This is a genomic window from Streptomyces sp. CCM_MD2014 (genome assembly GCF_000772045.1).
In the GTDB taxonomy this organism is placed as follows: Bacteria; Actinomycetota; Actinomycetes; order Streptomycetales; family Streptomycetaceae; genus Streptomyces; species Streptomyces salinarius.
In genome coordinates this window covers 7,499,198-7,521,674 of record NZ_CP009754.1, presented here as the reverse complement: position 1 = coordinate 7,521,674, position 22,477 = coordinate 7,499,198, and the positions used below count along the sequence as shown (strand labels likewise).

General features: G+C 72.5%; 19 protein-coding genes and 1 pseudogene. 12 read left to right on the top strand and 8 right to left on the bottom strand.

What is annotated here, in order from left to right:
• Positions 1-10: 10 nt before the first annotated feature.
• The gene (locus NI25_RS33570; RefSeq protein ID WP_061446061.1) at positions 11-805 is read right to left on the bottom strand and encodes a metal-dependent hydrolase; all 795 of its coding nucleotides are present in this window, start codon (positions 803-805) and stop codon (positions 11-13) included.
• Between the two features lie 145 nt (positions 806-950).
• Between NI25_RS33570 and NI25_RS33565 the strand changes: the two genes are divergently transcribed.
• Both NI25_RS33565 and NI25_RS33560 read left to right on the top strand, forming a co-directional pair.
• Positions 951-3,464, top strand: a complete 2,514-nt coding sequence (locus tag NI25_RS33565; protein WP_061446060.1) for a DEAD/DEAH box helicase — start codon at positions 951-953, stop codon at positions 3,462-3,464.
• A 19-nt stretch (positions 3,465-3,483) separates the two neighbouring features.
• Positions 3,484-4,350: an acyl-CoA thioesterase gene (locus tag NI25_RS33560; RefSeq protein ID WP_061446059.1), complete on the top strand. Its 867-nt coding sequence runs from the start codon at positions 3,484-3,486 to the stop codon at positions 4,348-4,350.
• A 1-nt stretch (position 4,351) separates the two neighbouring features.
• Here the strand turns inward: NI25_RS33560 and NI25_RS33555 are convergent, their stop codons facing one another.
• A complete protein-coding gene (locus NI25_RS33555; RefSeq protein WP_061446058.1) occupies positions 4,352-5,374 on the bottom strand; it encodes a DUF6397 family protein in 1,023 nt (340 codons plus the stop codon).
• Between the two features lie 136 nt (positions 5,375-5,510).
• Positions 5,511-5,924 carry a roadblock/LC7 domain-containing protein gene (locus NI25_RS33550; protein WP_061446057.1) on the bottom strand — a complete coding sequence of 138 codons (414 nt, stop codon included), beginning with the start codon at positions 5,922-5,924 and terminating at the stop codon, positions 5,511-5,513.
• 108 nt (positions 5,925-6,032) lie between these two features.
• Here NI25_RS33550 and NI25_RS33545 point away from each other — a divergent pair, with 108 nt between their 5' ends.
• On the top strand, positions 6,033-6,461 hold the full coding sequence (locus NI25_RS33545; protein WP_061446056.1) for a PPOX class F420-dependent oxidoreductase: 429 nt from the start codon (positions 6,033-6,035) through the stop codon (positions 6,459-6,461).
• A 27-nt stretch (positions 6,462-6,488) separates the two neighbouring features.
• Here the strand turns inward: NI25_RS33545 and NI25_RS33540 are convergent, their stop codons facing one another.
• Complete coding sequence (locus NI25_RS33540; protein WP_061446055.1) at positions 6,489-6,839, bottom strand: hypothetical protein; 351 nt, start codon at positions 6,837-6,839, stop codon at positions 6,489-6,491.
• Positions 6,840-6,964: 125 nt separating this feature from the next.
• Positions 6,965-7,369, bottom strand: a pseudogene (locus tag NI25_RS33535) (roadblock/LC7 domain-containing protein); the annotation flags it as partial.
• A 503-nt stretch (positions 7,370-7,872) separates the two neighbouring features.
• Between NI25_RS33535 and NI25_RS33530 the strand changes: the two are divergent.
• Entirely contained in the window at positions 7,873-8,472 is a 600-nt protein-coding gene (locus NI25_RS33530) for a class I SAM-dependent methyltransferase (protein WP_061446054.1), read from the top strand.
• 109 nt (positions 8,473-8,581) lie between these two features.
• Here the strand turns inward: NI25_RS33530 and NI25_RS33525 are convergent, their stop codons facing one another.
• Complete coding sequence (locus NI25_RS33525) at positions 8,582-9,481, bottom strand: oxygenase MpaB family protein (RefSeq protein ID WP_061446053.1); 900 nt, start codon at positions 9,479-9,481, stop codon at positions 8,582-8,584.
• Between the two features lie 93 nt (positions 9,482-9,574).
• Between NI25_RS33525 and NI25_RS33520 the strand changes: the two genes are divergently transcribed.
• On the top strand, positions 9,575-9,883 hold the full coding sequence (locus tag NI25_RS33520; RefSeq protein WP_199561064.1) for a hypothetical protein: 309 nt from the start codon (positions 9,575-9,577) through the stop codon (positions 9,881-9,883).
• A 141-nt stretch (positions 9,884-10,024) separates the two neighbouring features.
• The gene (locus NI25_RS33515; protein WP_061446051.1) at positions 10,025-10,942 is read left to right on the top strand and encodes a hypothetical protein; all 918 of its coding nucleotides are present in this window, start codon (positions 10,025-10,027) and stop codon (positions 10,940-10,942) included.
• 66 nt (positions 10,943-11,008) lie between these two features.
• On the opposite strand, the gene NI25_RS33510 is transcribed toward NI25_RS33515, so the two are convergent.
• A complete protein-coding gene (locus NI25_RS33510; protein ID WP_061446050.1) occupies positions 11,009-11,191 on the bottom strand; it encodes a hypothetical protein in 183 nt (60 codons plus the stop codon).
• A 173-nt stretch (positions 11,192-11,364) separates the two neighbouring features.
• Here NI25_RS33510 and NI25_RS33505 point away from each other — a divergent pair, with 173 nt between their 5' ends.
• Positions 11,365-14,328 (top strand): DEAD/DEAH box helicase, encoded by a 2,964-nt coding sequence (locus NI25_RS33505; RefSeq protein WP_420710795.1) that lies wholly within the window; start codon positions 11,365-11,367, stop codon positions 14,326-14,328.
• Positions 14,325-15,590 (top strand): hypothetical protein, encoded by a 1,266-nt coding sequence (locus tag NI25_RS33500; RefSeq protein WP_061446049.1) that lies wholly within the window; start codon positions 14,325-14,327, stop codon positions 15,588-15,590. Before NI25_RS33505 ends, NI25_RS33500 begins: the two co-directional genes overlap by 4 nt.
• A 162-nt stretch (positions 15,591-15,752) precedes the next feature.
• Here NI25_RS33500 and xylA read toward each other — a convergent pair whose 3' ends face one another.
• Positions 15,753-16,916 (bottom strand): xylose isomerase, encoded by a 1,164-nt coding sequence (xylA, locus tag NI25_RS33495; RefSeq protein WP_061446048.1) that lies wholly within the window; start codon positions 16,914-16,916, stop codon positions 15,753-15,755.
• A gap of 154 nt (positions 16,917-17,070) precedes the next feature.
• On the opposite strand from xylA, the gene xylB reads away from it, so the two are divergent.
• The 4 genes from xylB to NI25_RS33475 all read left to right on the top strand — a co-directional run bounded on the left by xylB (position 17,071) and on the right by NI25_RS33475 (position 22,390).
• Complete coding sequence (gene xylB, locus NI25_RS33490; protein ID WP_061446047.1) at positions 17,071-18,516, top strand: xylulokinase; 1,446 nt, start codon at positions 17,071-17,073, stop codon at positions 18,514-18,516.
• A gap of 258 nt (positions 18,517-18,774) precedes the next feature.
• Entirely contained in the window at positions 18,775-19,983 is a 1,209-nt protein-coding gene (locus NI25_RS33485; RefSeq protein WP_061446046.1) for an ROK family transcriptional regulator, read from the top strand.
• Between the two features lie 411 nt (positions 19,984-20,394).
• Positions 20,395-21,000 (top strand): N-acetylmuramoyl-L-alanine amidase, encoded by a 606-nt coding sequence (locus tag NI25_RS33480; protein ID WP_061446045.1) that lies wholly within the window; start codon positions 20,395-20,397, stop codon positions 20,998-21,000.
• A 94-nt stretch (positions 21,001-21,094) separates the two neighbouring features.
• Complete coding sequence (locus NI25_RS33475; protein ID WP_233520799.1) at positions 21,095-22,390, top strand: GAF domain-containing protein; 1,296 nt, start codon at positions 21,095-21,097, stop codon at positions 22,388-22,390.
• Positions 22,391-22,477 lie beyond the last annotated feature (87 nt).

Genomic DNA, 22,477 nt, shown 5'->3' with positions numbered 1-22,477 from the left:
CCCGCGTCACTCAGATGTAGTTGAGCGCGGCGGCGCCGCCCACTCCCCCGAGCAGCATGAACGCCGGCATCAGCACCTTCAGCTCCACCCAGCTGCCCGCCCGGAACCGCATGGCCTTCGGCGGGCCGATGGGGTACCAGCGCTTGCGTCCCACCGGTATCGGCCAGAGTATCGGGCAGCCGGAGACGGTCAGAGCGTCCCCGATGTCGTGCACCAGAGCCCCGAGCACGATCGGCAGCCCCAGCCACAGGTACTCCTGGCCCGGCGCGGTGAAGAGCCAGTCCGCACCGCCGTCCGGCTTGTCCAGGATTCCGGCGAGGATCCACGCACTGGTCCCGGCCAGCAGCCAGACCAGAACGTCGCTGCTCGAACCGCGGGTGGCCCGCCAGAGCAGGCCCTCGATGGCCAGCACCATGTGCACGAAGAGGATCGCCAGGACCGCCCACCGGCCGCCCACGATCGCCAGCGTCGACGTGCCTCCGCCGATCAGGACCGCCCACAGCCAGGTGTGCGTCAGCGTGCGGTGTCCGCCGGAGCGGCGCGGGTCGCCCCGCTTCCTGGTGGCCTTGTAGACGGCGGCGGAGAGCTTGTCGACGATCTCGCACAGCCCCCGTGAGACCGGTCCGAAGGCCCGGGAGATGGTGGCCGCCTTGTGGTCGAGGTCGGGGGCGAGCGCCGCTCCGGCACAGATCAGGGCTCCGGCCAGCAGCACGGGCCAGGGCATCGGGTGTCCCGCGGCGGCGGTCGCCGCTCCGACTCCGAGCCACGCCGCGGCGCCCGACAGTGAGTGTGCTGGTCCCATCATCGCCGTTGCCCGCCCCATTCCTCGTGTGCCGCTGTGCAGTTGTCCGGGTCCGCTGTTGACGCGTCGGCGACCCAGCGTAGCGTTCGTGATCTTCACGCGGACAGCCGATTCCCCCATCGCGGCCCGGGACAGGCAAGATGGGGGCGTGACCCTCATCGATCAGCTGCCGCGGACCGCCGACCCCGATGCCTTGTACGAAGCCTTCGAGGCGTGGGCCCGGGAACGCGGTCTCACGCTCTACCCCCATCAGGAGGAGGCGCTGATCGAGGTGGTCTCCGGCGCGAACGTGATCGTGTCGACGCCCACCGGCTCCGGCAAGAGCATGATCGCGGCGGGCGCGCACTTCGCCGCCCTGGCCCGGGACGAGGTCACCTTCTACACGGCTCCGATCAAGGCGCTGGTGTCGGAGAAGTTCTTCGAGCTGTGCAAGATCTTCGGCACCGAGAACGTGGGCATGCTCACCGGCGACGCCTCGGTGAACTCCGACGCCCCCGTCATCTGCTGCACCGCCGAGGTGCTGGCGTCGATCGCGCTGCGCGACGGCAAGCACGCGGACATCGGCCAGGTGGTCATGGATGAGTTCCACTTCTACGCGGAGCCGGACCGCGGCTGGGCGTGGCAGATCCCCCTGCTGGAGCTCCCACAGGCCCAGTTCGTCCTGATGTCGGCGACCCTCGGTGACGTCTCCTTCTTCGAGAAGGACCTCACGCGCCGCACGGGTCGGCCCACCGCGGTGGTCCGCTCGGCCACCCGCCCCGTGCCGCTGTCCTACGAGTTCCGCTACACCCCGCTCACCGAGACCCTCACCGATCTGCTGTCCGCCCGGCAGGCCCCCGTGTACATCGTGCACTTCACCCAGGCGCAGGCCGTGGAGCGGGCGCAGGCGCTGATGAGCATCAACATGTGTACGCGGGAGGAGAAGGAGCGGATCGCCGAGCTGATCGGCAACTTCCGCTTCACCACGAAGTTCGGCCGCAATCTCTCCCGCTACGTGCGGCACGGCATCGGGGTCCACCACGCCGGCATGCTGCCCAAGTACCGGCGGCTGGTGGAGAAACTCGCGCAGGCCGGCCTGCTGAAGGTGATCTGCGGAACGGACACGCTCGGCGTGGGCGTCAACGTCCCCATCCGTACCGTGCTGTTCACGGCGCTGACGAAGTACGACGGCACCCGGGTGCGGACGCTGAGGGCCCGTGAGTTCCACCAGATCGCCGGCCGGGCCGGGCGCGCCGGGTTCGACACGGAGGGCTTCGTCGTCGCGCAGGCACCCGAGCACGTCGTCGAGAACGAGAAGGCGCTCGCCAAGGCCGGGGACGACCCGAAGAAACGGCGGAAGGTCGTCCGGAAGAAGGCTCCCGAGGGCTTCGTGGCCTGGTCGGAGAGCACGTTCGACAAGCTCATCGGCTCCGAGCCGGAGCCGCTGACATCCCGTTTCCGCGTCACGCACACCATGCTGCTGTCGGTGATCGCCCGCCCCGGTGACGCCTTCTCCGCGATGCGCCACCTGCTGGAGGACAACCACGAGCCGCGCCGGCAGCAGCTCAGGCACATCCGGCGGGCGATCGCCATCTACCGCTCGCTGCTGGACGGCGGCATCGTGGAGAAGCTCGACGAGCCGGATGCCGAGGGACGCATCGTGCGTCTCACGGTGGACCTGCAGCAGGACTTCGCGCTGAACCAGCCGCTGTCCACGTTCGCGCTGGCCGCCTTCGAGTTGCTGGACCCCGAGTCGCCGTCGTACGCCCTGGACATGGTGTCGGTCGTGGAGTCCACTCTGGACGATCCGCGGCAGATCCTCGCCGCCCAGCAGAACAAGGCGCGCGGTGAGGCCGTGGCCGCGATGAAGGCGGACGGTGTCGAGTACGAGGAGCGCATGGAGCGCCTCCAGGACATCACGTACCCGAAGCCCTTGGAGGAGCTGCTCTTCCACGCCTACGACACGTACCGCCGGAGCCACCCCTGGGTCGGCGACCACCCGCTGTCCCCGAAGTCGGTCATCCGCGACATGTACGAGCGGGCACTCACCTTCACCGAGCTGGTCTCCCACTACGAGCTCGCCCGCACCGAGGGCATCGTGCTGCGCTACCTGGCCAGCGCCTACAAGGCCCTCGACCACACCGTCCCGGACGACCTGAAGTCCGAGGATCTGCAGGACCTGATCGAGTGGCTGGGCGAGATGGTGCGTCAGGTCGACTCCAGCCTCCTCGACGAGTGGGAGCAGCTCGCCAACCCGGAGGAGATGACCGCCGAGGAGGCTCAGGAGAAGGCCGACCAGGTACGGCCGGTCACCGCCAACGCGCGCGCCTTCCGTGTCCTGGTCCGCAACGCCATGTTCCGCCGTGTCGAACTCGCCGCCCTCGACCAGGTCGGCGAGCTGGGCGAGATGGACGCCGACGCCGGCTGGGACGCCGACGCGTGGGGCGAGGCCATGGACGCGTACTGGGACGAGTACGACGACCTCGGCACCGGCCCCGACGCCCGCGGTCCGAAGCTGCTGGTCATCGAGGAGGAGCCGCAGAACGGGCTGTGGCGCGTGCGGCAGATCTTCGACGACCCGAACGACGACCACGACTGGGGCATCAGTGCGGAGGTGGACCTCACCGCCTCCGACGCGGAAGGCCGTGCCGTCGTCCGCGTCACCGATGTCGGCCAGCTGTGAGCACAGGAGAACCCCACCGATGACGAATCCGGCCGAGAGCCTCGTCGCCCTGCTCGACCTGGAGCAGATCGAGGTCAACATCTTCCGTGGCCGCAGCCCCGAGGAGTCGCTGCAGCGGGTCTTCGGCGGCCAGGTGGCGGGCCAGGCGCTGGTTGCCGCGGGCCGCACCACCGACGGCGACCGCCCGGTGCACTCGCTGCACGCGTATTTCCTGCGCCCCGGTCGCCCGGGTGTGCCGATCGTGTACCAGGTCGAACGGGACCGGGACGGGCGGTCGTTCACGACCCGCAGGGTCACCGCCGTGCAGCAGGGCCGCACGATTTTCACGCTCACCGCCTCCTTTCACAAGCCTGAGCAGGGAAGTTTCGAGCATCAGTTGCCGCCGGCCCGGAAGGTCCCGGACCCCGAGTCCTTGCCGACGGTCGCCGAAGAGGTGCGGGAGCACCTGGGCGCGTTGCCGGAGCAACTGGAGCGGATGGCACGCCGCCAGCCGTTCGACATCCGGTACGTCGACCGGCTGCGCTGGAGCGCCGAGGAGGTCCAGGGTGCCGAGCCCCGCAGCGCCGTGTGGATGCGCGCGGTCGGGCCGCTCGGCGACGACCCGCTCGTGCACACCTGCGCCCTGACCTACGCCAGCGACATGACCCTGCTGGACGCCGTGCGCATCCCGGTGGAGCCGCTGTGGGGTCCGCGGGGGTTCGACATGGCCTCGCTGGACCACGCCATGTGGTTCCACCGGCCGTTCCGGGCGGACGAGTGGTTCCTGTACGACCAGGAGTCGCCGATCGCGACCGGCGGGCGCGGTCTGGCCCGTGGGCGGATCTACGACAGGGAAGGACGGATGCTGGTGTCGGTCGTCCAGGAAGGGCTCTTCCGGTCCCTGTAGGTCAGGAGTCTCTGCGCCACAACCGGCCGAACAGGCTGATCAGCCCTCCGGGTTGCTCCGTTTCGCGCGGCTTTCGGTCCTCCGCTCGGTGTGGCTCCCGGCTCTTCGTCTCGCGTGGCACGCGTCCCCCTGTTGCGCGCGGCGGCGGAGCCGCCGTCTCACGCGGCGCCGCCCCTGGGCCGGCCGGGGCCGGCACGGCGTGCGGGACCGGGCGCGGGACGGGACACCGCCGGCGTGCCGCTTCCACCGCGTCCGCCAGGTCCGAGCGGAGCCAGTCGATCTCGTCCCGGTCGGCGGCCGTCGCGATCTCCTCGGCGAGCTGTGCGGCCGGGGAGCCCGGCGAGCCGTGCGCCGCCGGTGCGGGCCAGAACCTGCGCAGATGAGAGCGCTCGCAGGGGTCGGTGACGACGTCCGAGACCTCGGCGGGATCGAGCAGCGACGCCACGGCCGCAGCCCGGGCCCACGGGCCGTCGGCCGCTTGGCGGAGCAGGAAGCCCAGGTGCCGTCCCCGCCAGTTGCGGGGCCGCAGGTCCAGCCCCTCCCCCAGTTGGTCACGGAGGGCTGCGGGCGTGCGGCCCTCCAGTAGCGCGGCGTTGCGCTCGTCGGCCGTGAACCGCCGTAGCTCCTCGGCCAGATACAGCCAGACGACGGCGCGGTAACGGTTGACGTAGAACCTCACGGGCACCAGCAGCCCCAGCCGTGCCAGACGGGTGAACCGGGCTTTGGTCACGTCCATGAGCGCCGCGCCCTCCGTGGTGCCGACGGTCCGGACACCGGCGCGAAGTCCCTCGGGGAAACCGTCCGCCGCCCGGACCCGGTCGATCTCGTCGCGCGGGACGCGCCGTCCGCCGCCTCCGTCGTGGGGAACCGTGCGGATACGGCCGAGGCGCACCGCTAGGTCGAACTCGCTCCGCTTGAGGCCCAGTTCCCGAGCCGCGCGGCTCGGCGCGACAGCGGCGTCTCGAGTGGGGCCGCTCCGCTCGGCGGCCAGGGCGGTCTGGTACGTGACGGTGTTGCCGGACATGGTTCGTCTCCCCCGTGGAGTGTGTCGCAGGAGCGCTCCGCACCCGCTGACACAAAACCGTAGCCGCAACCCGAACTCCGGTGGCAGGCCTGTGGAAAACCCTGCGGCCAATCCCAGCGGCGACCGAAAACGCAGGTCAGAGCTCGGTTGGCGATATTCCTCCCGGCTGCCGCGCATCCACGTCGAGGTGCTCGCCCACCCGGTTGACGAGCAGCGTCATCTCGTACGCGATCTGTCCGATGTCGGCCTCCGCCCCGCTGAGCACGCACAGGCAGCTGCCCGTACCCGCCGCGGTGACGAACAGCACGGCGTCGTCGAACTCGACCATCGTCTGCCGTACCCGGCCGGCGCCGAAGTGGCGGCCCGAGCCCTTGGCCAGGCTGTGCAGTCCGGACGAGACGGCGGCGAGATGCTCGGCGTCCTCGCGTCGCAGGCCCGTGCTCGACCCGGTCACCAACCCGTCGTTGGACAGCACCAGCGCGTGCCGTACGTGTTCGACGCGCGCCGTCAGGTCGTCAAGCAGCCAGCCGAGCCCCTGGTTCTGCACCATGGTCCGATATCTCCCCGTGTCTTCCCGTACGCGTTGTCTCCCCCTGGCCGGGGGAACCCCTCCGCCAGCCTTCACCACGCCCGTGCTGCGGGCAAGGAGGATGGGGGCATGGCACAGAAGATGACCGATGAGGAATGGCGGGCGTTCGTCTCGAACGGCACCCGCACCGGAAAGCTCTCGACCGTTCGGGCCGACGGCAGCCCGCACGTGGCCCCCATCTGGTTCCTGCTGGACGGGGACGACTTGGTGTTCAACACCGGCAAGGACACCGTGAAGGGGCGCAATCTGGTCCGTGACGGCCGCATCGCCCTGTGTGTGGACGACGACCGCCCGCCCTTCGACTTCGTCGTGCTGCAGGGCCGCGCGCGGATCTCGGAGGACCCCGGCGAGCTGCGGCACTGGGCCGCCCGCATCGCCGCCCGGTACATGGGTGAGGAACGAGCCGAGGAGTTCGGGGCGCGCAACGGCGTCCCGGGCGAACTCCTGGTCCGTGTCACCGTGGACAAGGTTCTGGCCCAGAAGTCGGTGGCGGACTGAGAGCCGCCCGTCGGGACGCCGGCCGGGTCAGCGGACGGAGTCGAGGAGCCGGGCGGCGTGCATCCGCCCGGCGTCCTCGGCGAGCCGGATCAGCACCTCCTTGCCCCATTCCCGGTCCCGGGCCAGGGAGAGGCCGGACCGGACGGTGCTGCGGCCGAAGGCCATGGCGACGGTCGTGGTGACCTCCCGGTCGATGCCGTCGGTGTCGTCCACCAGTCGGCCGGCCTCGCTGAGCACTTCTTCCGTGCGCAGGGGCCTGACCTCGCTGACCGCGCCCACCAGAGTGGTCTTGGCCACGCCGCACCCTCCGGCGACCAGAATCTTCAACGCCAGCGCGGGCGTGTCGCCGTCCATGGCGTCGGAGCGTCCGGAGACCATCGATCACTTCTCTAGGTGCGGGCGGTCGTGTGCGTGTGCGGTCGGCGTCGTCAGGGTGCTCGTGGGCGACATGGTGGAACTGGGGTGTGTGACCGTCAGCCGTCCCGTGCCGCCCGCGCAGGTGGTCATCCGCCGTAGGGCGGCCGGGTGGCTGCACGAGGTGCGGTGCTGAAGTGCTCGCCGACGCGTCCGACCAGCCGTGCCATCTCATGGGCCACGAGACCGATCGGCGGTCACGCCGGTGAGGACGGCGATGCAGGAGCCGTCCCCCGCGGCGGCCACGAACAGGAACCCGTCGTCCATTTCGACCATGGTCCGGTGCACGCCGCCGGCACCGAAGTGCCGGCCCGCTCCCTTGGCCAGGCCGTGGAAGCCCGAGGCGACGGCGGCGAGGTGTTCGGCGTCCTCGCGGTCGAGTCGCTCGACGCCCCCACGGCGAGTCCGCCGTTCGACAGCACCACGGCGTGCCGCACCTCGGGGACGCGTCCGGCCAGGTCGTCGAGAAGCCGGTCGCGTTCGCGGGTCCGCCGGGTGGTCTCCGTGGCGAGGCCGGCCTGCCGTACACGCCGGGGCGGGTCGCCCGGTTCCCCGGCCGTCGGCTGCGGCGGGTGAGGGTCGTCCCTGACCGCGGATGCGCCGGCGGGGCCGGGAGCGTCGGGCCGGTACAGCCGCAGGGCGGGGGCTCCCGGAGGCCCACCCGTCGCAGTGGTGCGTGTGGCACCCGGTACGCCGGCTGTCAACGCGGGCCGGCCGACGGGGGCGGGAACGGGCTCCTGCCGTCCCATGCCGTCGGACACGCGCGTGTGCGCAAGCTCCTCGGGCCGGGCCGCCTCATGTGCGGCTCTGGGGAGAGCTTCGGCCGTTGCGCTGTCCAGCAGCGCGGTGGGCAGCAGGACGACCGCCGTTGTTCCGCCGTAGGGGGCGGTCTTGAGGTGCACCCCGATGTCCTGCCGGGCGGCGAGCCGGCTGACGAGGACAGGCGGAGCCGGTCGCAGTCGAACAGCGTCTCGGACCGTGCGGGATCATGGGAAGCATGAACGACGACCACGCGCACGTCCAGGAATTCTTCGGCTCCCGGGCCGCCGACTGGGACCGCCGGTTTCCCGACGACGGACCGGCCTACGCGGCCGCGGTCGCCGAATTGGGGCTTCGGCCGGGTGACCGTGTGCTCGACGCGGGATGCGGCACCGGGCGCGCCCTGCCCCCTTTGCGTGCGGCCGTGGGGCGGTCCGGGCTGGTCGTCGGCGCCGACCTCACCCCTGCCATGCTCCAGGCCGCCGTGCGGGCCGGGAGGGATCGTGACGGGCGCCTGCTGCTGACCGACGTGGCCGCGCTGCCGTTGCGTTCGCAGTCGCTCGACGCGGTGTTCGCGGCGGGCCTCATCGCCCACCTGCCCGATCCTGCCGGGAATCTGCGGGAGTTGGCGCGCGTCGTGCGCCCCGGTGGTGTGCTGGCGCTCTTTCACCCGGTCGGTCGTGCGGCGCTCGCGGCCCGGCAGGGTCGGCAGCTCACTCCGGACGACTTGCGTGCCGAGCCCAACCTGCGTCCGCTGCTGGCCGGTTCCGGGTGGAACACGACGTCGTACATCGACGAGGAGGCCCGCTTCCTGGCCCTGGCGGTCCGCGCGGGCTGAGTCCCCCTCCCGGCCGCCGTCGACGGGACCGTACCTACCGCCGCACGGGCCGTGCCCCGGGCCGGACTCGGCCGGTCGCGCGAGACGATCGCTTCGCGAGACGATCGCTTCACTCGGCGACTGAGGTGTCGATGTGGCGGACTGGGCAGCCCCGGACACCGGGGACCGGGCGGGTGCCCAGTTCTGCCAGCCGGTAGCCGTTCGGATATCCCTTGATCTCCCTGTTCTGACGGGCATGGTGCGGGGCACGCCTCGGCGGCAGCAGACGGACCACGCGCCCGCGCAGCCTGACGGCGCGACGCACGACCGCGCGGGTGACGGGGCTCGGCGGCGCGTAGTCGAAGGCCCGCAGGAGGGGTTCGTCGAGCAATGCGAGAGTCCCGGCGCGCAGGAGCGGCGCCAGGGGGCGCGGATACCAGGAGGCCATGAGGTCGAGTGTGGCGTCGGAGACGCGACGCCCGCCCTCGTCCCAGGCGAAATGGGCCTTCTCGTAGGCGTCGAGACAGGCTTCGAACTCCTCGTAGGAACCGGGGATGTCCTTGATGCCCATGTACCGGCCCAGCGTGCGGTAGTGGACGGCTGAGGCGACGGTCTCGTGGCGCGACATCCGGCGCCAGCCGTAGGCGTCGATCCAGCGCTTGGGGATCACGACGAACGTGCACAGGACGTACCGCATGTCGTCGTTGGTGATGTCGTAGCTGCGGTGCATCCCGTTGATGCGCCGGATCGCCGTGCGGCCCTGCTCGCTGTCGAAACCGTGCTCGACGACGGCGTCGAGCAGCAGCGCCGTGTCGTCGTACCGCTTCTGGGGCCGGTCGGTGAACTCGGCCGTTTCGGCCAGCAGGCGACCGATGCTCGGCACGGCGTAGGTGCGGTAGAGCGCCAGCTCCAGCGCGCGGGCGAAGTCCCAGGGGAACTCGTAGGCCGAGGACAGCCGGTAGATCTCCGAGGCGTTCTCGTAGGGATCCATGCGCCTGATCCGTGCCAGTAGTTCATAGCGCCGCGCCATGGCCGCCCCCTTCTGCAGTCGGGGCTTCAACTCTACGTTGGGCAGCGGGACATGTGGTCTCAGACAGGTGATCGCAAGGGGAGGGTGGTCCACTTGTTCGACAGGATGCGCGAGGCCTGGGACAGATCCCGCACCGCTCGGCGTACGGCAGCGGACAGGGACGGGGACGCGGGAGGCGGGTCGCGTTCGCACAATCTGTTCGAGGCCGCAGCCGCCTACGTCTCGGCGTGTGTGGACGATGATCAGGACCGGATGGACGAGGCGGCGGGCCGGGTGTCGCCGGAGGCCCTGTCCTTCGGGGTCAACGAACTGGCGTGCCGGGCCGTGATCGCGCTCGCGCGGGAACGGGACGAGCCTCCGCAGGACGTGGCTCGCGCGCTCCTGGGGCTGCCCGGGAGCTGAGTGCCGCTCAGCGGGGCAGTGTGGTCGATTCGCCCCCGTCCAACCGGAAAGCTGCAGCTCGGGTGCGTCTGGGAGTCGTGACAAGGGCTTCCCGGGCACACTAGGGTGCCCGCCATTGGACGAACCGATGGGGAGGCTGGGATGGCCGGGACGGACGAGGACACCGTCGCCGCCGCGGACGATGCGCTCTATGTGCTCACGGCGGTGCTGCTGACGCCGGCGAAGTTCCCGAGTGTGCTGGGCGACGACTACCCGGAGGCGTGCGCCGCGCTCGGTCTCCCACCGCTGGCCGACGGCTACGGCCTCGTGCTCGGTCAGGACGGTGACGGCGCCCGCTGGACGGTCGTCGTCGACGACGTCTCACTGGTCGCGGTGGCCGTGGCGTCCTGGGACTGCGGCATGGAGTACGACCTGTCTCCGGACGAGCGGACGGTCGTCACCGCGCTGCCCGGCTGGCCTCTCGCGGTCGCGGTGGCGGCACCCGGCGTGCCCGCACCGCACGACCCGGGCCCCGAGTCCGCCGACCTGCCCGCGCTGCGCCCGCCGGACACCACGGTCTGGGGCCCGGCTCAGCGACGCCTGGGGGCCGACGAGATCGCCCTGCAGTGGGGACAGTGGCGGGCACAGATCGACGACGCGGAGTTCCCGGACCCGGCCGCCGGTACCGATTCGACGGCCGACGCCTCCGACGGTGGCGGCGAAGGCGCTGCGAGCGCCGGCGAGGGAGCGCCGGCCGACGCTGAGGACGCGACCGCAGCCGCGGACGACCGGACCGGCGTGGGGGCCCCCGGGCACGACGGCGTCCGGCGAGTTCTCGCAGAAGCCCGTGCCTATGTCGACACGCCGCCGCCGCTCGGCCGGGTCCGGTCGTCCTTCGCACCGGGGGACGCGCGGACACTGCGGGCGGACGGCCCCGGCTGGTCGCTCGTCGCCAGGACCGACGACATCGCGTTCATTCTGCTCGACGAGGAGCCCGGCGAGGTGCTGCCGGTGGGGCGGGGGCCGGCGCTGCCCGGACTCCTGACCGCACTCGACAAGATGGCCGTACGGCCGAGCTGAACCGCGGGCGACGACGCGCTTGCCCCTGTGCTCCGACCGGGCCGGGCGCGCCGCGGCGTCAGCGCCTCAACGGCCGATCTCCTTGCGTGAGACACGGCGCAGCCGGCGCCGCTGCGAGGGATCCAGGGCGAGGTACGCGGCGGCCGGAACTCCCAGCACGATCAGCAGGGCAGCCCACCAGGGCAGCCAAATGAGCAGAATGAGCCCCGCCGCCACACCCCCCGCTGCCACCTTCGCGTTGTTCGACATGGTGTCGCCTCCTTCTCGGCCACTGCCGCTCTCTGTCCTGAGAACGGGCTCGCGCTCCCGGCGGTTCCGAACCGCGACCCTGACAACCCCCTGAGGAACGACCCCTACACACCCCTGAGAGCTCGTCGCCGTCCCGGTCCGGAGGTGTCCCGGAGGAACCTCTCCCCTCCTGAATGGTGACCCATGCCACACCCTGGTCACAGCCGACGACTTCAGCGATCGGGTACTATCGGCCGCCGCGTCCCCAGCTAGTCAAATTTGAGGAATACGTCATCGCTGCACTGAACGCCCTCCCCACCCGCTCCGAGATCACCACACTCGCCGACTGCTGTGCTGTCTTCCTGCCCGGCGACCCGGGCCGCACCGGCACGGTGGCCTTCTGGCGGTCCGACGGCGGAGCGCCCGGCATCCTCCCGTCGGGGACCTCGGAAAGCCTGACGGTCGTACTGCCCGACGGCGACGGCGTGGACGGGGTGAGCGTGCCGGCGGTGCTGTTGCCGGTACGGGCCGCCCTGCCGGTGCTCACACGCGCGCGGGCCGCCGCCGACGGCCACCGGGCCTCGGTCTTCTGGGGTGCGGTCGCCGTCGAGGCCCTGCACATCGTGGCGCGCGGCCTGTTGCTCGCCGGCCTGTCGGAGGCCGACCACGACGTGTGGCGCGCGGGCCCGCTGGACGCGGAGACGACCGAGCGCGTCCGCCATCTCGCCGCCGCCATGCCGCCCGAGGCGCACGCGGTCCCGGTGGACCGCACGCATCCGCTGCGACTGCCCGACCCGGAACACCTGGTGCGGTCCTTCCTGGACGCCGTCGCGGACACACTGCCCCGCTCCCCCGCCGCCGCACTCCTGACGGGCGGGCCCGCCTACTCCTCGTGGGAGCCCCGGCGGTCGCCCGGGTTCCGCGAATGGGCCACGGACGTGTCCGCCGGACACGACACCGGCGTGCGGCTGTCGCTGCGCATCGAGGTGCGAGGACTGTCGGCGCCGGCTGCCGCGGACGCCCGGCCGACGTTCCGGGTGGTGCCCCAGGTGCACAGCGTCAGCGATCCCGCCCTCGTCGCGGACACCGCCCAGGTGTGGGCCGGCACCGTGGGCGACGCGTTCGGCACGCGCGCGCGGATGGACGCCCTGCTGTCCCTGCGCCGGGCGGCACGGGCCTGGCCCTCCCTCTCCCCCCTGCTGTCGGCGGCCGTACCGGACGCCGTCGAGCTCACCGACGAAGAGGTCACCGAGCTTCTCGGAGCCGGTTCCCGGGCGCTCGCCGGCGCGGGGGTCGACGTGCACTGGCCGCGGGAACTGGCCCGCGGCCTGACGGAGCGTGCCGAGGTCGGGCCGCTCGACGACGGCCCGGCGTCGCATACGGCCGCGTCCGCAGCCGGCCGCTCGTTCCTGTCGGCCGACGCGCTCCTCGCCTTCGACTGGACGTTCGCCCTGGGCGGGAGGGGGCTCACCCGCGAGGAACTGGACCTGCTCGCCGAGGCCGGTCGCCCCGTCGTGCGCCTGCGCGACCAGTGGGTGCTCGTCGACCCCGAGGAGGCCCACCGCGCCCGTGCCCGGCGGGACCACAAGGTCACGCCGGTCGACGCGCTCGCCGCGGCCCTGACCGGCTCGACGGAGGTCGACGGACGGCGCGTGGAGGTGCGTCCCACGGGATGGCTGGCAGCCGTGCGGGAGCGCCTCGCCGACCCAGAGGCGCAGGAGGCCGTGGCGCAGCCCGCCGCCCTGGACGCCACGCTGCGCGACTACCAGCTTCGGGGCCTCGGCTGGCTGGTGCGCATGACCTCCTTGGGACTCGGCTGCTGTCTCGCCGACGACATGGGTCTGGGAAAGACCATCACACTGATCGCCCTGCATCTGCACCGGCAGGGGGACACGGACGCCGCCGGTCCCACCCTGGTGGTCTGCCCGACCTCCCTGATGGGCAACTGGCAGCGGGAGATCGAGCGGTTCGCGCCCGGCACGCCGGTACGCCGCTTCCACGGCGCCCGCCGCGACCTCGACGACCTGGCGGACGGCGAGTTCGTGCTGACCACCTACGGCACCATGCGTCTGGACGCCGACCGGCTCTCCACCGTGCCGTGGGGCATGGTCGTGGCCGACGAGGCGCAGCACGTGAAGAACCCCTACTCGGAAACCGCGCGGCAACTGCGCTCCATCGGCGCCCGCGCGCGCGTGGCGCTCACCGGCACACCCGTCGAGAACAACCTCTCGGAACTGTGGGCCGTCCTCGACTGGGCCACCCCGGGGCTGCTGGGCCGCCTCGGCGCCTTCCGCCGGCACTACGCCCAGGCCGTCGAGGGCGGACAGGACCCCGCCGCGGCTGAGCGACTGGCCCGGCTCGTACGGCCCTTCCTGCTGCGGCGCCGCAAGTCCGACCCCGGAATCGCGCCGGAGCTGCCGCCCAAGACCGAGACCGACCATCCCGTCTCGCTGACCCCGGAGCAGACGGGCCTGTACGAGGCGGTGGTGCGCGAGGCGCTCGCGGAGATCACCGGGGCCGACCACATGGCACGACGCGGCATGATCGTGAAACTGCTGACGAGCCTCAAGCAGATCTGCAACCACCCGGCGCAGTTCCTCAAGGAAGACCGGCCGAAGATCACCGGCCGGTCCGGAAAGCTCGAGCTGCTGGACGAACTGCTCGACACGATCCTCGCCGAGGAGGCGAGCGTGCTGGTCTTCACTCAGTACGTGCAGATGGCGCGGCTCCTCGAGCGGCATCTGGCCGCGCGCGGCGTGCCGTCGCTGTTCCTGCACGGCGGCACGTCCGTCACCGCGCGGGAATCGCTGGTGCGGCGGTTCCAGGACGGTGAGGTCCCGGTCTTCCTGCTGTCCCTGAAGGCGGCGGGCACCGGACTGAACCTCACGCGCGCGGAGCACGTCGTGCACTACGACCGCTGGTGGAACCCGGCCGTCGAGGCACAGGCCACCGACCGTGCCCACCGCATCGGGCAGACCCGCCCCGTGCAGGTGCACCGGTTGGTCACCGAGGGGACCGTCGAGGACCGCATCGCCGCGCTGCTGAACCGCAAGAAGGAACTCGCCGACGCCGTTCTGGGCACGGGTGAGGCGGCGCTCACGGAACTGACGGACGCGGAACTGGCCGACCTGGTCGAGCTGCGAGGGGGTACGCGATGACCCGGTACGACAACGACGCGGAACGAACGTTCGTCGCACTGCCGCCCGCGCAGGGACGCGGCTTCGCGCAGACCTGGTGGGGCCGCGCCTGGCTGAAGGCACTGGAGGACGCCGCGATGGACACGGCTCAGGTGAAGGCGGGCCGCCGCCTCGCCCGCGCGGGAGCGGTCGGCGCGGTTTCGGTGCGGCCGGGGCGCATCACCGCGGTCGTCCAGGACCGGGACCGTACGGCGCATCGGGCAGACGTGCTGCTGGAACGGCTCTCCGACGCACAGTGGGATCGCTTCGTCGACATGGCGATCGAGCGGTCCGGGCATGTCGCGGCGCTGCTGGACCGGGACATGCCGCCGCATCTGGTGGAGGACGCCGCGGCCGCGGGCATCGACCTGCTGCCGGGCATGGGCGATCTGGAACCGGAGTGCGACTGCGGCGCCTGGGACCACTGCGGTCACACCGCCGCGCTCTGCTACCAGGTCGCCAGGCTGCTGGACCAGGACCCCTTCGTGCTGCTGTTGATGCGGGGGCGGGCGGAGAGCGCCGTTCTCGACGCCCTCCAGACACACGGCTCCGCAGCCGCGGAGGAGGTCCCTTCCCGGACGGAGGGCGTGGACGCCGCCGAAGCGTACGCGGCGGGCCAGTTGCTGCCTCCGTTGCCCGCGCCGCCCGGCCTCCGGGAGGGCCCGGGAGCCCCACCGTCCCTGGAGACCGAGGTGGCGGCCCCGCCCGGCATCGACCCGTCCGCCCTGGCTTTTCTGGCCTCCCGGACGGCGGCGGAGGCGCACCGCCTGCTTGCCGAAGCCCTGCGGAACGGGCACGACGGGCAGTCCGTGGACCCGGAGCCGGCCGTGGCGCAGGACGCGGTGCGCCTGGCCGCGGGAGATCCCGGGCCGGACGCGCTGGACCGCCTCGGTGAGGGGTCGGGGCGCACACGGGAGGAGCTGGCCGCGGCCGTACACGCGTGGCGCCTCGGCGGCGCGGCCGCTCTGTACGTGCTCGAGGAAGAGTGGGCGGTGGCGGGCGACACGCTCGCACGCGCGCGTGCGGCACTGGAGTCGGCCTGGGAGGAGGACGAGCGGCCCTCGTTGCGGGCGCGGGCCAACCGGTGGACCGTCGTCGGCGCACCGCACCAGCTCCGCCTGGACCGGGAGGGGCGCTGGTGGCCGTACCGCAGGGAGCGCGGCCGGTGGGTCCCCGTCGGCGGGGCGGCCCAGGACCCGGCCACGGCCCTCGCCACGGCCCTCGCCACGGGGGACGAGCCCTGAGGCCTGTCCCGGCCCGTACCGTCCCGCCCTGCCTCGCCTTGGCTTTTTCTTCTCCTTCCGGTCCGTCCGACGGGCCCGGACCGGAAGGCTGTTGACGCCCCGCATCGGCTCCGGCCCCGTCCGCGCGGGAGGGGGCCGGAGCGTGCACGCCGGAACCGGCGGTCAGCGAGCGCCGAGCAGGTGGTCCATGGCGAGCTGGTCGAGGCGCTCGAAGGCCATGCCGCGTGCGGCGGCCGCGTCCACGTCGAAGGTGTCGTACGCGGTCCGGTCCGCCAGCAGGGCGGCGAGGCCGTCCTCGGCGGTCGGGCGGGCCAGTTCGTCCAGCCGGGACGCGGCCAGGGCCTCCTGCACCTGCGGGTCGGCGCGGAAAGCGGCTGCCCTGTCCTTGAGGATCAGGTAGTTGCGCATGCAGCCGGCCGCGGACGCCCACACGCCGTCGGGGTCCTCGGTCCGCGGCGGCTTGAAGTCGAAGTGCCGCGGACCCGCGTACCCGGCCCGCTCCAGCAGGTCGACGAGCCAGAACGCGGCCCGCAGGTCACCCGCGCCGAACCTCAGGTCCTGGTCGTACTTGATGCCCGACTGGCCGTTGAGGTCGATGTGGAAGAGCTTGCCCGCCCACAGCGCCTGGGCGATCCCGTGGGGGAAGTTGAGACCGGCCATCTGCTCGTGGCCGACCTCCGGGTTCACGCCGTACAGCTCCGGCCGTTCGAGGCGCTCGATGAACGCCAGGGCGTGACCCACCGTGGGGAGCAGGATGTCACCGCGCGGCTCGTTCGGCTTCGGCTCGATCGCGAACTTGAGGTCGTAGCCCTGCTCGGTGACGTACTCGCCCAGCAGGTCGAAGGCCTCCTTCATCCGGTCGAGCGCGTCCCGCACGTCCTTGGCCGCGCCGGACTCCGCGCCCTCCCGGCCGCCCCAGGCCACGTACACGCTCGCGCCCAGCTCGACCGCGAGGTCGATGTTGCGGATCGTCTTGCGCAGCGCGTAGCGGCGCACGTCCCGGTCGTTGGCCGTGAAGGCGCCGTCCTTGAAGACCGGGTGCGTGAACAGGTTCGTCGTCGCCATCGGCACCTTCATGCCGGTCGCGTCCAGCGCCTGCCGGAACCGCTTGATGTGCGACTCCCGCTCCGTGTCGCTCGACCCGAAGGGGATCAGGTCGTCGTCGTGGAACGTGACGCCGTACGCGCCCAGCTCGGACAGACGCCGCACCGACTCGGCGGGGTCCAGGGCCTGCCGGGTGGCGTCACCGAACGGGTCACGGCCCTGCCAGCCGACCGTCCACAAACCGAACGTGAACCTGTCCTCGGGAGTGGGCTGGTAGTTCATTCCGGGGCTCCTCACTCGCTGCCGATCAATCGCTGCCGACTATTTCGTCATGGCGCTTTACAAATTAGTATGCACACACGGTCCTGGGAAGGGACAAGGTGTCCCCGAAGGAGTGAGTCCGGGTCCGAGCACCCGCGGAAGAGGGAGAAGCCCGATGTCAGCAGCCGAGGGTCCGCTCGTCGTCGGCGTGGACACGTCCACCCAGTCCACCAAGGCCCTGGTCGTCGACGCGGCCACCGGCCGGGTCGTCGCGAGCGGCCAGGCGCCCCACACCGTGTCCTCCGGAGCGGGCCGTGAAAGCGATCCTCGCGAGTGGTGGAACGCGCTGGGCGAGGCCCTGAGCCAGTGCGGCGAGGCCGCCCACGAGGCCGCCGCGGTGTCCATCGGCGGGCAGCAGCACGGGCTGGTCACGCTGGACGCCCAGGGCGAGCCGGTGCGCCCCGCCCTGTTGTGGAACGACGTGCGCTCGGCCCCGCAGGCCCGCCGCCTGATCGACGAGCTGGGCGGGGCCAAGGCCTGGGCGGAGCGCACGGGGAGTGTGCCCAGCGCCTCCTTCACGGTCACCAAGTGGGCCTGGCTGGCCGAGCACGAGCCGGACGCGGCGCGTGCGGCCAAGGCCGTGCGCCTCCCCCACGACTACCTCACCGAGCGCCTCACCGGTGAGGGGACCACCGACCGCGGTGACGTGTCCGGCACCGGGTGGTGGGCATCGGGCCCGGAGGAGTACGACGAGGAGATCCTCGCGCGCGTGGGGCTCGATCCGGCGTTGCTGCCCCGGGTGGTACGGCCCGGCGAAGTGGCCGGGACGGTGCGCGACGGCCACGGCCTGCCGTTCTCCAAGGGAACCCTGGTCGCCGCCGGCACCGGGGACAACGCGGCCGCCGCACTGGGGCTCGGGCTGCGCCCCGGCGTACCGGTGATGAGCCTCGGCACGTCGGGGACGGTGTACGCCGTCTCGCAGCGCCGCCCCGCCGACCCGACCGGGACCGTGGCGGGCTTCGCCGACGCGCGCGGCGACTGGCTGCCGCTGGCCTGCACCCTGAACTGCACGCTCGCCGTCGACCGCGTGGCGGCCCTGCTGAACCTGGACCGGGAAGCCGTCGAGCCGGGCACCGGCGCCACGTTCCTGCCCTTCCTGGACGGCGAGCGCACACCGAACTTCCCGCACTCGTCCGGCCTTCTGCACGGACTGCGCCACGACACGACCGCCGGCCAGTTGCTCCAGGCCGCGTACGACGGCGCCGTCCACTCGCTGCTCGGCGCGCTCGACCTGGTCCTCGACGCCGACGCGGACCCGTCCGCACCGCTGCTGCTGATCGGCGGCGGCGCCCGGGGGTCGGCCTGGCAGCAGACGGTACGCCGGCTGTCGGGGCGCCCGGTCCAGATCCCCGAGGCGAAAGAACTGGTCGCGCTCGGTGCCGCGGCACAGGCGGCCGGTCTGCTGACCGGCGAGGACGCGGCCGCGGTCGCCCGACGCTGGAACACGGCCGCCGGGCCGGTGCTCGATGCGGTGGAACGGGACGAGGCGACGCTGAACAGGATCACCGGGGTACTCTCCGACGCGGCACCACTGCTGGAACGGGACGCGGCCTCTCGCTGAGGGCGCGCTCGCGCCGGGCGGGGCCGCCGTCCGGCAGCGTGAACCGTTCCTCGCGAAGCACCGCGGGAAGGGGGCGCGCCCGGAACGGGAACGCGGCGGCACCGCGACCGGCGCTTCCCGCCGTCGGCCGGCCCGCACGCGGGACACGACCAGTGGTCACCGGCGAGGTTCCGTTCCGGGCGTCGGCCGCGCCCCGCTCCGGCAGGGCCGCGGTCCGGGACCGGACCGAGCGACGACAGACCGAGGATTGACGGAGGCATGACCGCACCGCCGCACGAAGCCCACCCGGCCCGCCCCGGGCGCGCGCTGCCGGACACCCAGCAGGGAATGCGCCGCCGCAATCTCGCGCGGGTGATGCACACCGTCAGCGCCGAGGGCCCGCTGTCCCGGGCCGCCGTCGCCTCACGGATCGGTCTGACGCGAGCCGCGGTCTCCACCCTCGTGGACGAACTCATTCGCTCGGGCCTGCTGGAGGAGCTGGGCCCCGAGCGGCCCGGCCGCGTGGGACGGCCCGGGTCCGCACTCGCCGTCCGCGGGCAGGGCCCGGCCGGCATCGGGGCGGAGGTCGGCGTCGACCACCTCGCCGTCTGCGCGGTCGACCTGCGCGGACGGGTACGCGCGCGTGCCGTGCGGTACGGGAGCAACCGGGGCCGTTCCCCGGAGCCGGTGCTCGAGCAGCTCACCGGCCTGGTGGAGCGGGTCGTCTCGGATGCGGAGACCGAGGGCCTGTGGCCGGCGGGACTCGCCGTCGCCGTGCCGGGTCTCGTGGCGCGGGACGGCCGGACCGTCGTACGCGCCCCGAACCTGGACTGGCACGACGCGGACCTCGGCGCGCTGCTGCCCGCGGACCTGCCGCTGACCGTGGACAACGAGGCCAACTTCGGTGCGCTCGCCGAACTCTGGCTCGGTGACGGCACTCCCCGGGACTTCCTGCACGTCTCGGCCGAGATCGGCATCGGTGCGGCCGTGGTGTTCGACGGCCGGCTGCTGCGGGGTACCCGCGGGTTCGCCGGTGAGCTCGGCCATGTGCCGGTCCGTCCCGACGGGCCGGAGTGCCCGTGCGGCGGGCGAGGGTGCCTGGAGCAGTACGCGGGTGAGAAGGCGGTACTGCGCGCGGCGGGAATGGAGCCCGGGGAGGACCGGGTCGGGTTGCTCGCCCAGCGTGCCACGGAGGGCGACGAGGAGGTACGCCGTGCCCTGCGCGAGGCGGGCACGGCGCTCGGCATCGCTCTGACCGGTGCGGTCAACCTGCTGGACCCCGAGGGAGTGGTGCTGGGTGGCGCCCTCGCCGCACTCGCCCCCTGGCTGGTGCCGTCGCTGCGCGACGAACTCGCCGGGCGCACGGCCGGCCCGGCCTGCCCGGTCGCCGTGTCGGAACTGGGACCGCAGGGACCGCTGCTCGGTGCCGCACATTCGGTGGTGCGGGCCGTTCTGGACGACCCGGGCGCGGTGGCCGAGCGGGCCTGACACCGATCACGCCCCGCCGCCGGCGACCACGGAGCGGCCGCGGGCACCACACCGCGCTCCCGCCGTGCGCAGCGGCGACCGCTGTGGCGGCGACTGACCAACCCCGTGGATCCCCGACGTGCCCGGCGGTCAGGCGCTCGGGCGGGGCCCGGCCTGCCCACCCCGTTCACTCGATCGAGTGAGCGCGGTATCCACAAGGCGGTGGCTGTCCACGGAACGGCGCGGCGCTCTACTGCGCAACCCCCGCTCCCCGTACGGTGATTCACGCGGACGCACCTCGCCCTGGGGGCGTTCGGACGTCCGCGCCGGCGTTCTGCTCCGCAGTCATGCCGCTCCGTCGTGTCGAACGGCTGAGCACCCACCCCACTCCCCCCACCGGGCCCAGAGCCCACCGAAGAAAGGGCAATCCCCATGGACAGGGAAAGGACAGCACCCGTTCCTACCAGGCGGCGGCTCCTGAAGGGCGCCGCGCTGGCCACGGTCCCGTACACCCTGCTCTCCGGCACCCGGGCCGCCGCGCGGGACCGTGCCGCCGACTATCCCTCCGCCGAGTGGCAGCCGGCGAGCGCGTCCAACTACAGCCGCTCGAGCCGCCCCACGACCTATCCCGTCGACTACGTGGTCATCCACGTGACACAGGAGACGTACGCCGACACCCTGTCGATCTTCCGTGATCCGGAGAGGCAGGTGTCCGCGCACTATGTGGTCCGGTCCTCCGACGGACACGTGGCGCAGTGTGTCCGGGAGGCGGACATCGCCTGGCACGCGGGCAACTGGGACTACAACACCCGCAGCATCGGTATTGAACACGAGGGGTGGGTGGACCGGCCCGAGTACTTCACCGACGCCCTGTACGAGCAGTCGGCCCGGCTCACCGCGGCGATCTGCACCGCGTACGCCATTCCCAAGGACCGCACGCACATCATCGCGCACCACGAGGTGCCCGGCAGCGACCACACGGATCCGGGTCCCTTCTGGGACTGGACCCGCTACATCAGACTGGTCAACTTCGCCTGACCGCTCACCGCCCTTCGTCCCGTGCGCCCGGAACGCCGCGTTCGGGTGATCCGGTCGGCCGAAGTGGTTGTCCGCGCGTAGCCGCGGAGTGACGATGTCCCAAACCGCAACACCGTCCGGGGAGGCCGAGTTGACCGATTCATGGCTGGCTCTGGAACCGGGGGCCGATCCCGTGGAGCGTGCGCGCACACTGCGTCGGGCCCACGACACGTTCACCGAGGCGGGGACGGTGCCGCGACCCGTGCGGGCCGTGGTGGCGGATTCGTGGCGACGGTCCGTCCGGGCGGGTGTCGGCCCGGACGGCACCGCGAGTGTGGAGCTGACGGACGGCGACCTCGGCGCCTACCGGTCCGAACACCCGCTGGCGCGGGTGATGCCGCTGGTCCGGGAGCTGCTGGGAACGTTCGCCTCCGACGGCGAGCACCTCCTCGCGGTGTGCGACGCGCACGGCAGGCTGTTGTGGGTGGAGGGTCATCCGGCCACCCGGCGCCGGGCTGGGCGGATGAACTTCGTACCCGGGGCCCGTTGGGCGGAGTCGGCCGTCGGCACGAACGCACCGGGGACGGCCGTGGCCGTCGGCCGACCGGTGCAGGTGTTCAGCGCCGAGCACTTCATACGCCGGGTCCAGCCCTGGACCTGCGCCGCCGCTCCGGTGCACGACCCCCGCACCGGGCGGGTGCTCGGCGCCGTGGACATCACCGGCGGGGACGGTCTGGCCCATCCGCACAGCCTGGGTTTCGTACAGGCCGTGGCACGTGCCGCGGAGTCTCAGTTGGCGCTGCTCACCCCTGAGCGGGCGGGGACCGAGTCTGCCGAGCTGACCGTGCTGGGCCGTGACGAGGCCCTGCTGAGCGCGGAGGGCCGCCGGATCCGGCTGAGCCGGCGGCACAGTGAGATCGTCGTGCTGCTGGCGCACCATCCGGAGGGCCTCAGCGGCGACGAGTTGCTGTGTGCGCTGTACGAGGACGAGACGGTGACGCCGGTGACCCTGCGGGCCGAAATGGCCCGCCTGCGCGGCATCCTGGGACCAGGCCGGCTGGCCTCCCGGCCCTACCGGCTCACGATGCCCGTCGAGTCCGACGCCGCTGTCGTCGAACGCCGTCTGCGGGCCGGTGCGGTCACTTCGGCCGCCACGGCGTACGGGGGTCCCCTGCTGCCGGGGTCCCAGGCTCCGGCGGTGACACGGCTCAGGCGCCGGCTCGCCGACGGTCTGCGGGCGGCGCTGATCTCCTGTGGTGATCCCGACCTGCTGGCCGACTGGGCACACGCACCGTGGGGGGAGGACGATCTCGACGTGTGGCGCGCCCTCGCCGCGGTCCGGCCCACGGCCGCGACCGGCTCCCGGCTCGCCGCGCTGGAGTCCGAGCTGACGGCGGCGGACCCTCGGTGAGTGTCCGCTTGCGAGCGGCGGGCCGGGAGGCCGGACGGTGACGACGGCGCACGCAACGTCACTGCAACGTCCCGCTTCCTAGCCTCA

Excerpts from the sequence above, each read along its gene's own strand:
- NI25_RS33540 (WP_061446055.1), bottom strand. The coding sequence starts at position 6,839 with ATGGTCTCCGGACGCTCCGACGCCATGGACGGCGACACGCCCGCGCTG.
- xylB (WP_061446047.1), top strand. The coding sequence starts at position 17,071 with ATGTCAGCAGCCGAGGGTCCGCTCGTCGTCGGCGTGGACACGTCCACC.
- NI25_RS33545 (WP_061446056.1), top strand. The coding sequence starts at position 6,033 with ATGGCACAGAAGATGACCGATGAGGAATGGCGGGCGTTCGTCTCGAAC.
- NI25_RS33560 (WP_061446059.1), top strand. The coding sequence starts at position 3,484 with ATGACGAATCCGGCCGAGAGCCTCGTCGCCCTGCTCGACCTGGAGCAG.
- NI25_RS33485 (WP_061446046.1), top strand. The coding sequence starts at position 18,775 with ATGACCGCACCGCCGCACGAAGCCCACCCGGCCCGCCCCGGGCGCGCG.
- NI25_RS33550 (WP_061446057.1), bottom strand. The coding sequence starts at position 5,924 with ATGGTGCAGAACCAGGGGCTCGGCTGGCTGCTTGACGACCTGACGGCG.
- xylA (WP_061446048.1), bottom strand. The coding sequence starts at position 16,916 with ATGAACTACCAGCCCACTCCCGAGGACAGGTTCACGTTCGGTTTGTGG.
- NI25_RS33475 (WP_233520799.1), top strand. The coding sequence starts at position 21,095 with ATGTCCCAAACCGCAACACCGTCCGGGGAGGCCGAGTTGACCGATTCA.
- NI25_RS33500 (WP_061446049.1), top strand. The coding sequence starts at position 14,325 with ATGACCCGGTACGACAACGACGCGGAACGAACGTTCGTCGCACTGCCG.
- NI25_RS33515 (WP_061446051.1), top strand. The coding sequence starts at position 10,025 with ATGGCCGGGACGGACGAGGACACCGTCGCCGCCGCGGACGATGCGCTC.
- NI25_RS33555 (WP_061446058.1), bottom strand. The coding sequence starts at position 5,374 with ATGTCCGGCAACACCGTCACGTACCAGACCGCCCTGGCCGCCGAGCGG.
- NI25_RS33530 (WP_061446054.1), top strand. The coding sequence starts at position 7,873 with ATGAACGACGACCACGCGCACGTCCAGGAATTCTTCGGCTCCCGGGCC.
- NI25_RS33570 (WP_061446061.1), bottom strand. The coding sequence starts at position 805 with ATGATGGGACCAGCACACTCACTGTCGGGCGCCGCGGCGTGGCTCGGA.
- NI25_RS33525 (WP_061446053.1), bottom strand. The coding sequence starts at position 9,481 with ATGGCGCGGCGCTATGAACTACTGGCACGGATCAGGCGCATGGATCCC.
- NI25_RS33480 (WP_061446045.1), top strand. The coding sequence starts at position 20,395 with ATGGACAGGGAAAGGACAGCACCCGTTCCTACCAGGCGGCGGCTCCTG.
- NI25_RS33505 (WP_420710795.1), top strand. The coding sequence starts at position 11,365 with ATGGTGACCCATGCCACACCCTGGTCACAGCCGACGACTTCAGCGATC.
- NI25_RS33510 (WP_061446050.1), bottom strand. The coding sequence starts at position 11,191 with ATGTCGAACAACGCGAAGGTGGCAGCGGGGGGTGTGGCGGCGGGGCTC.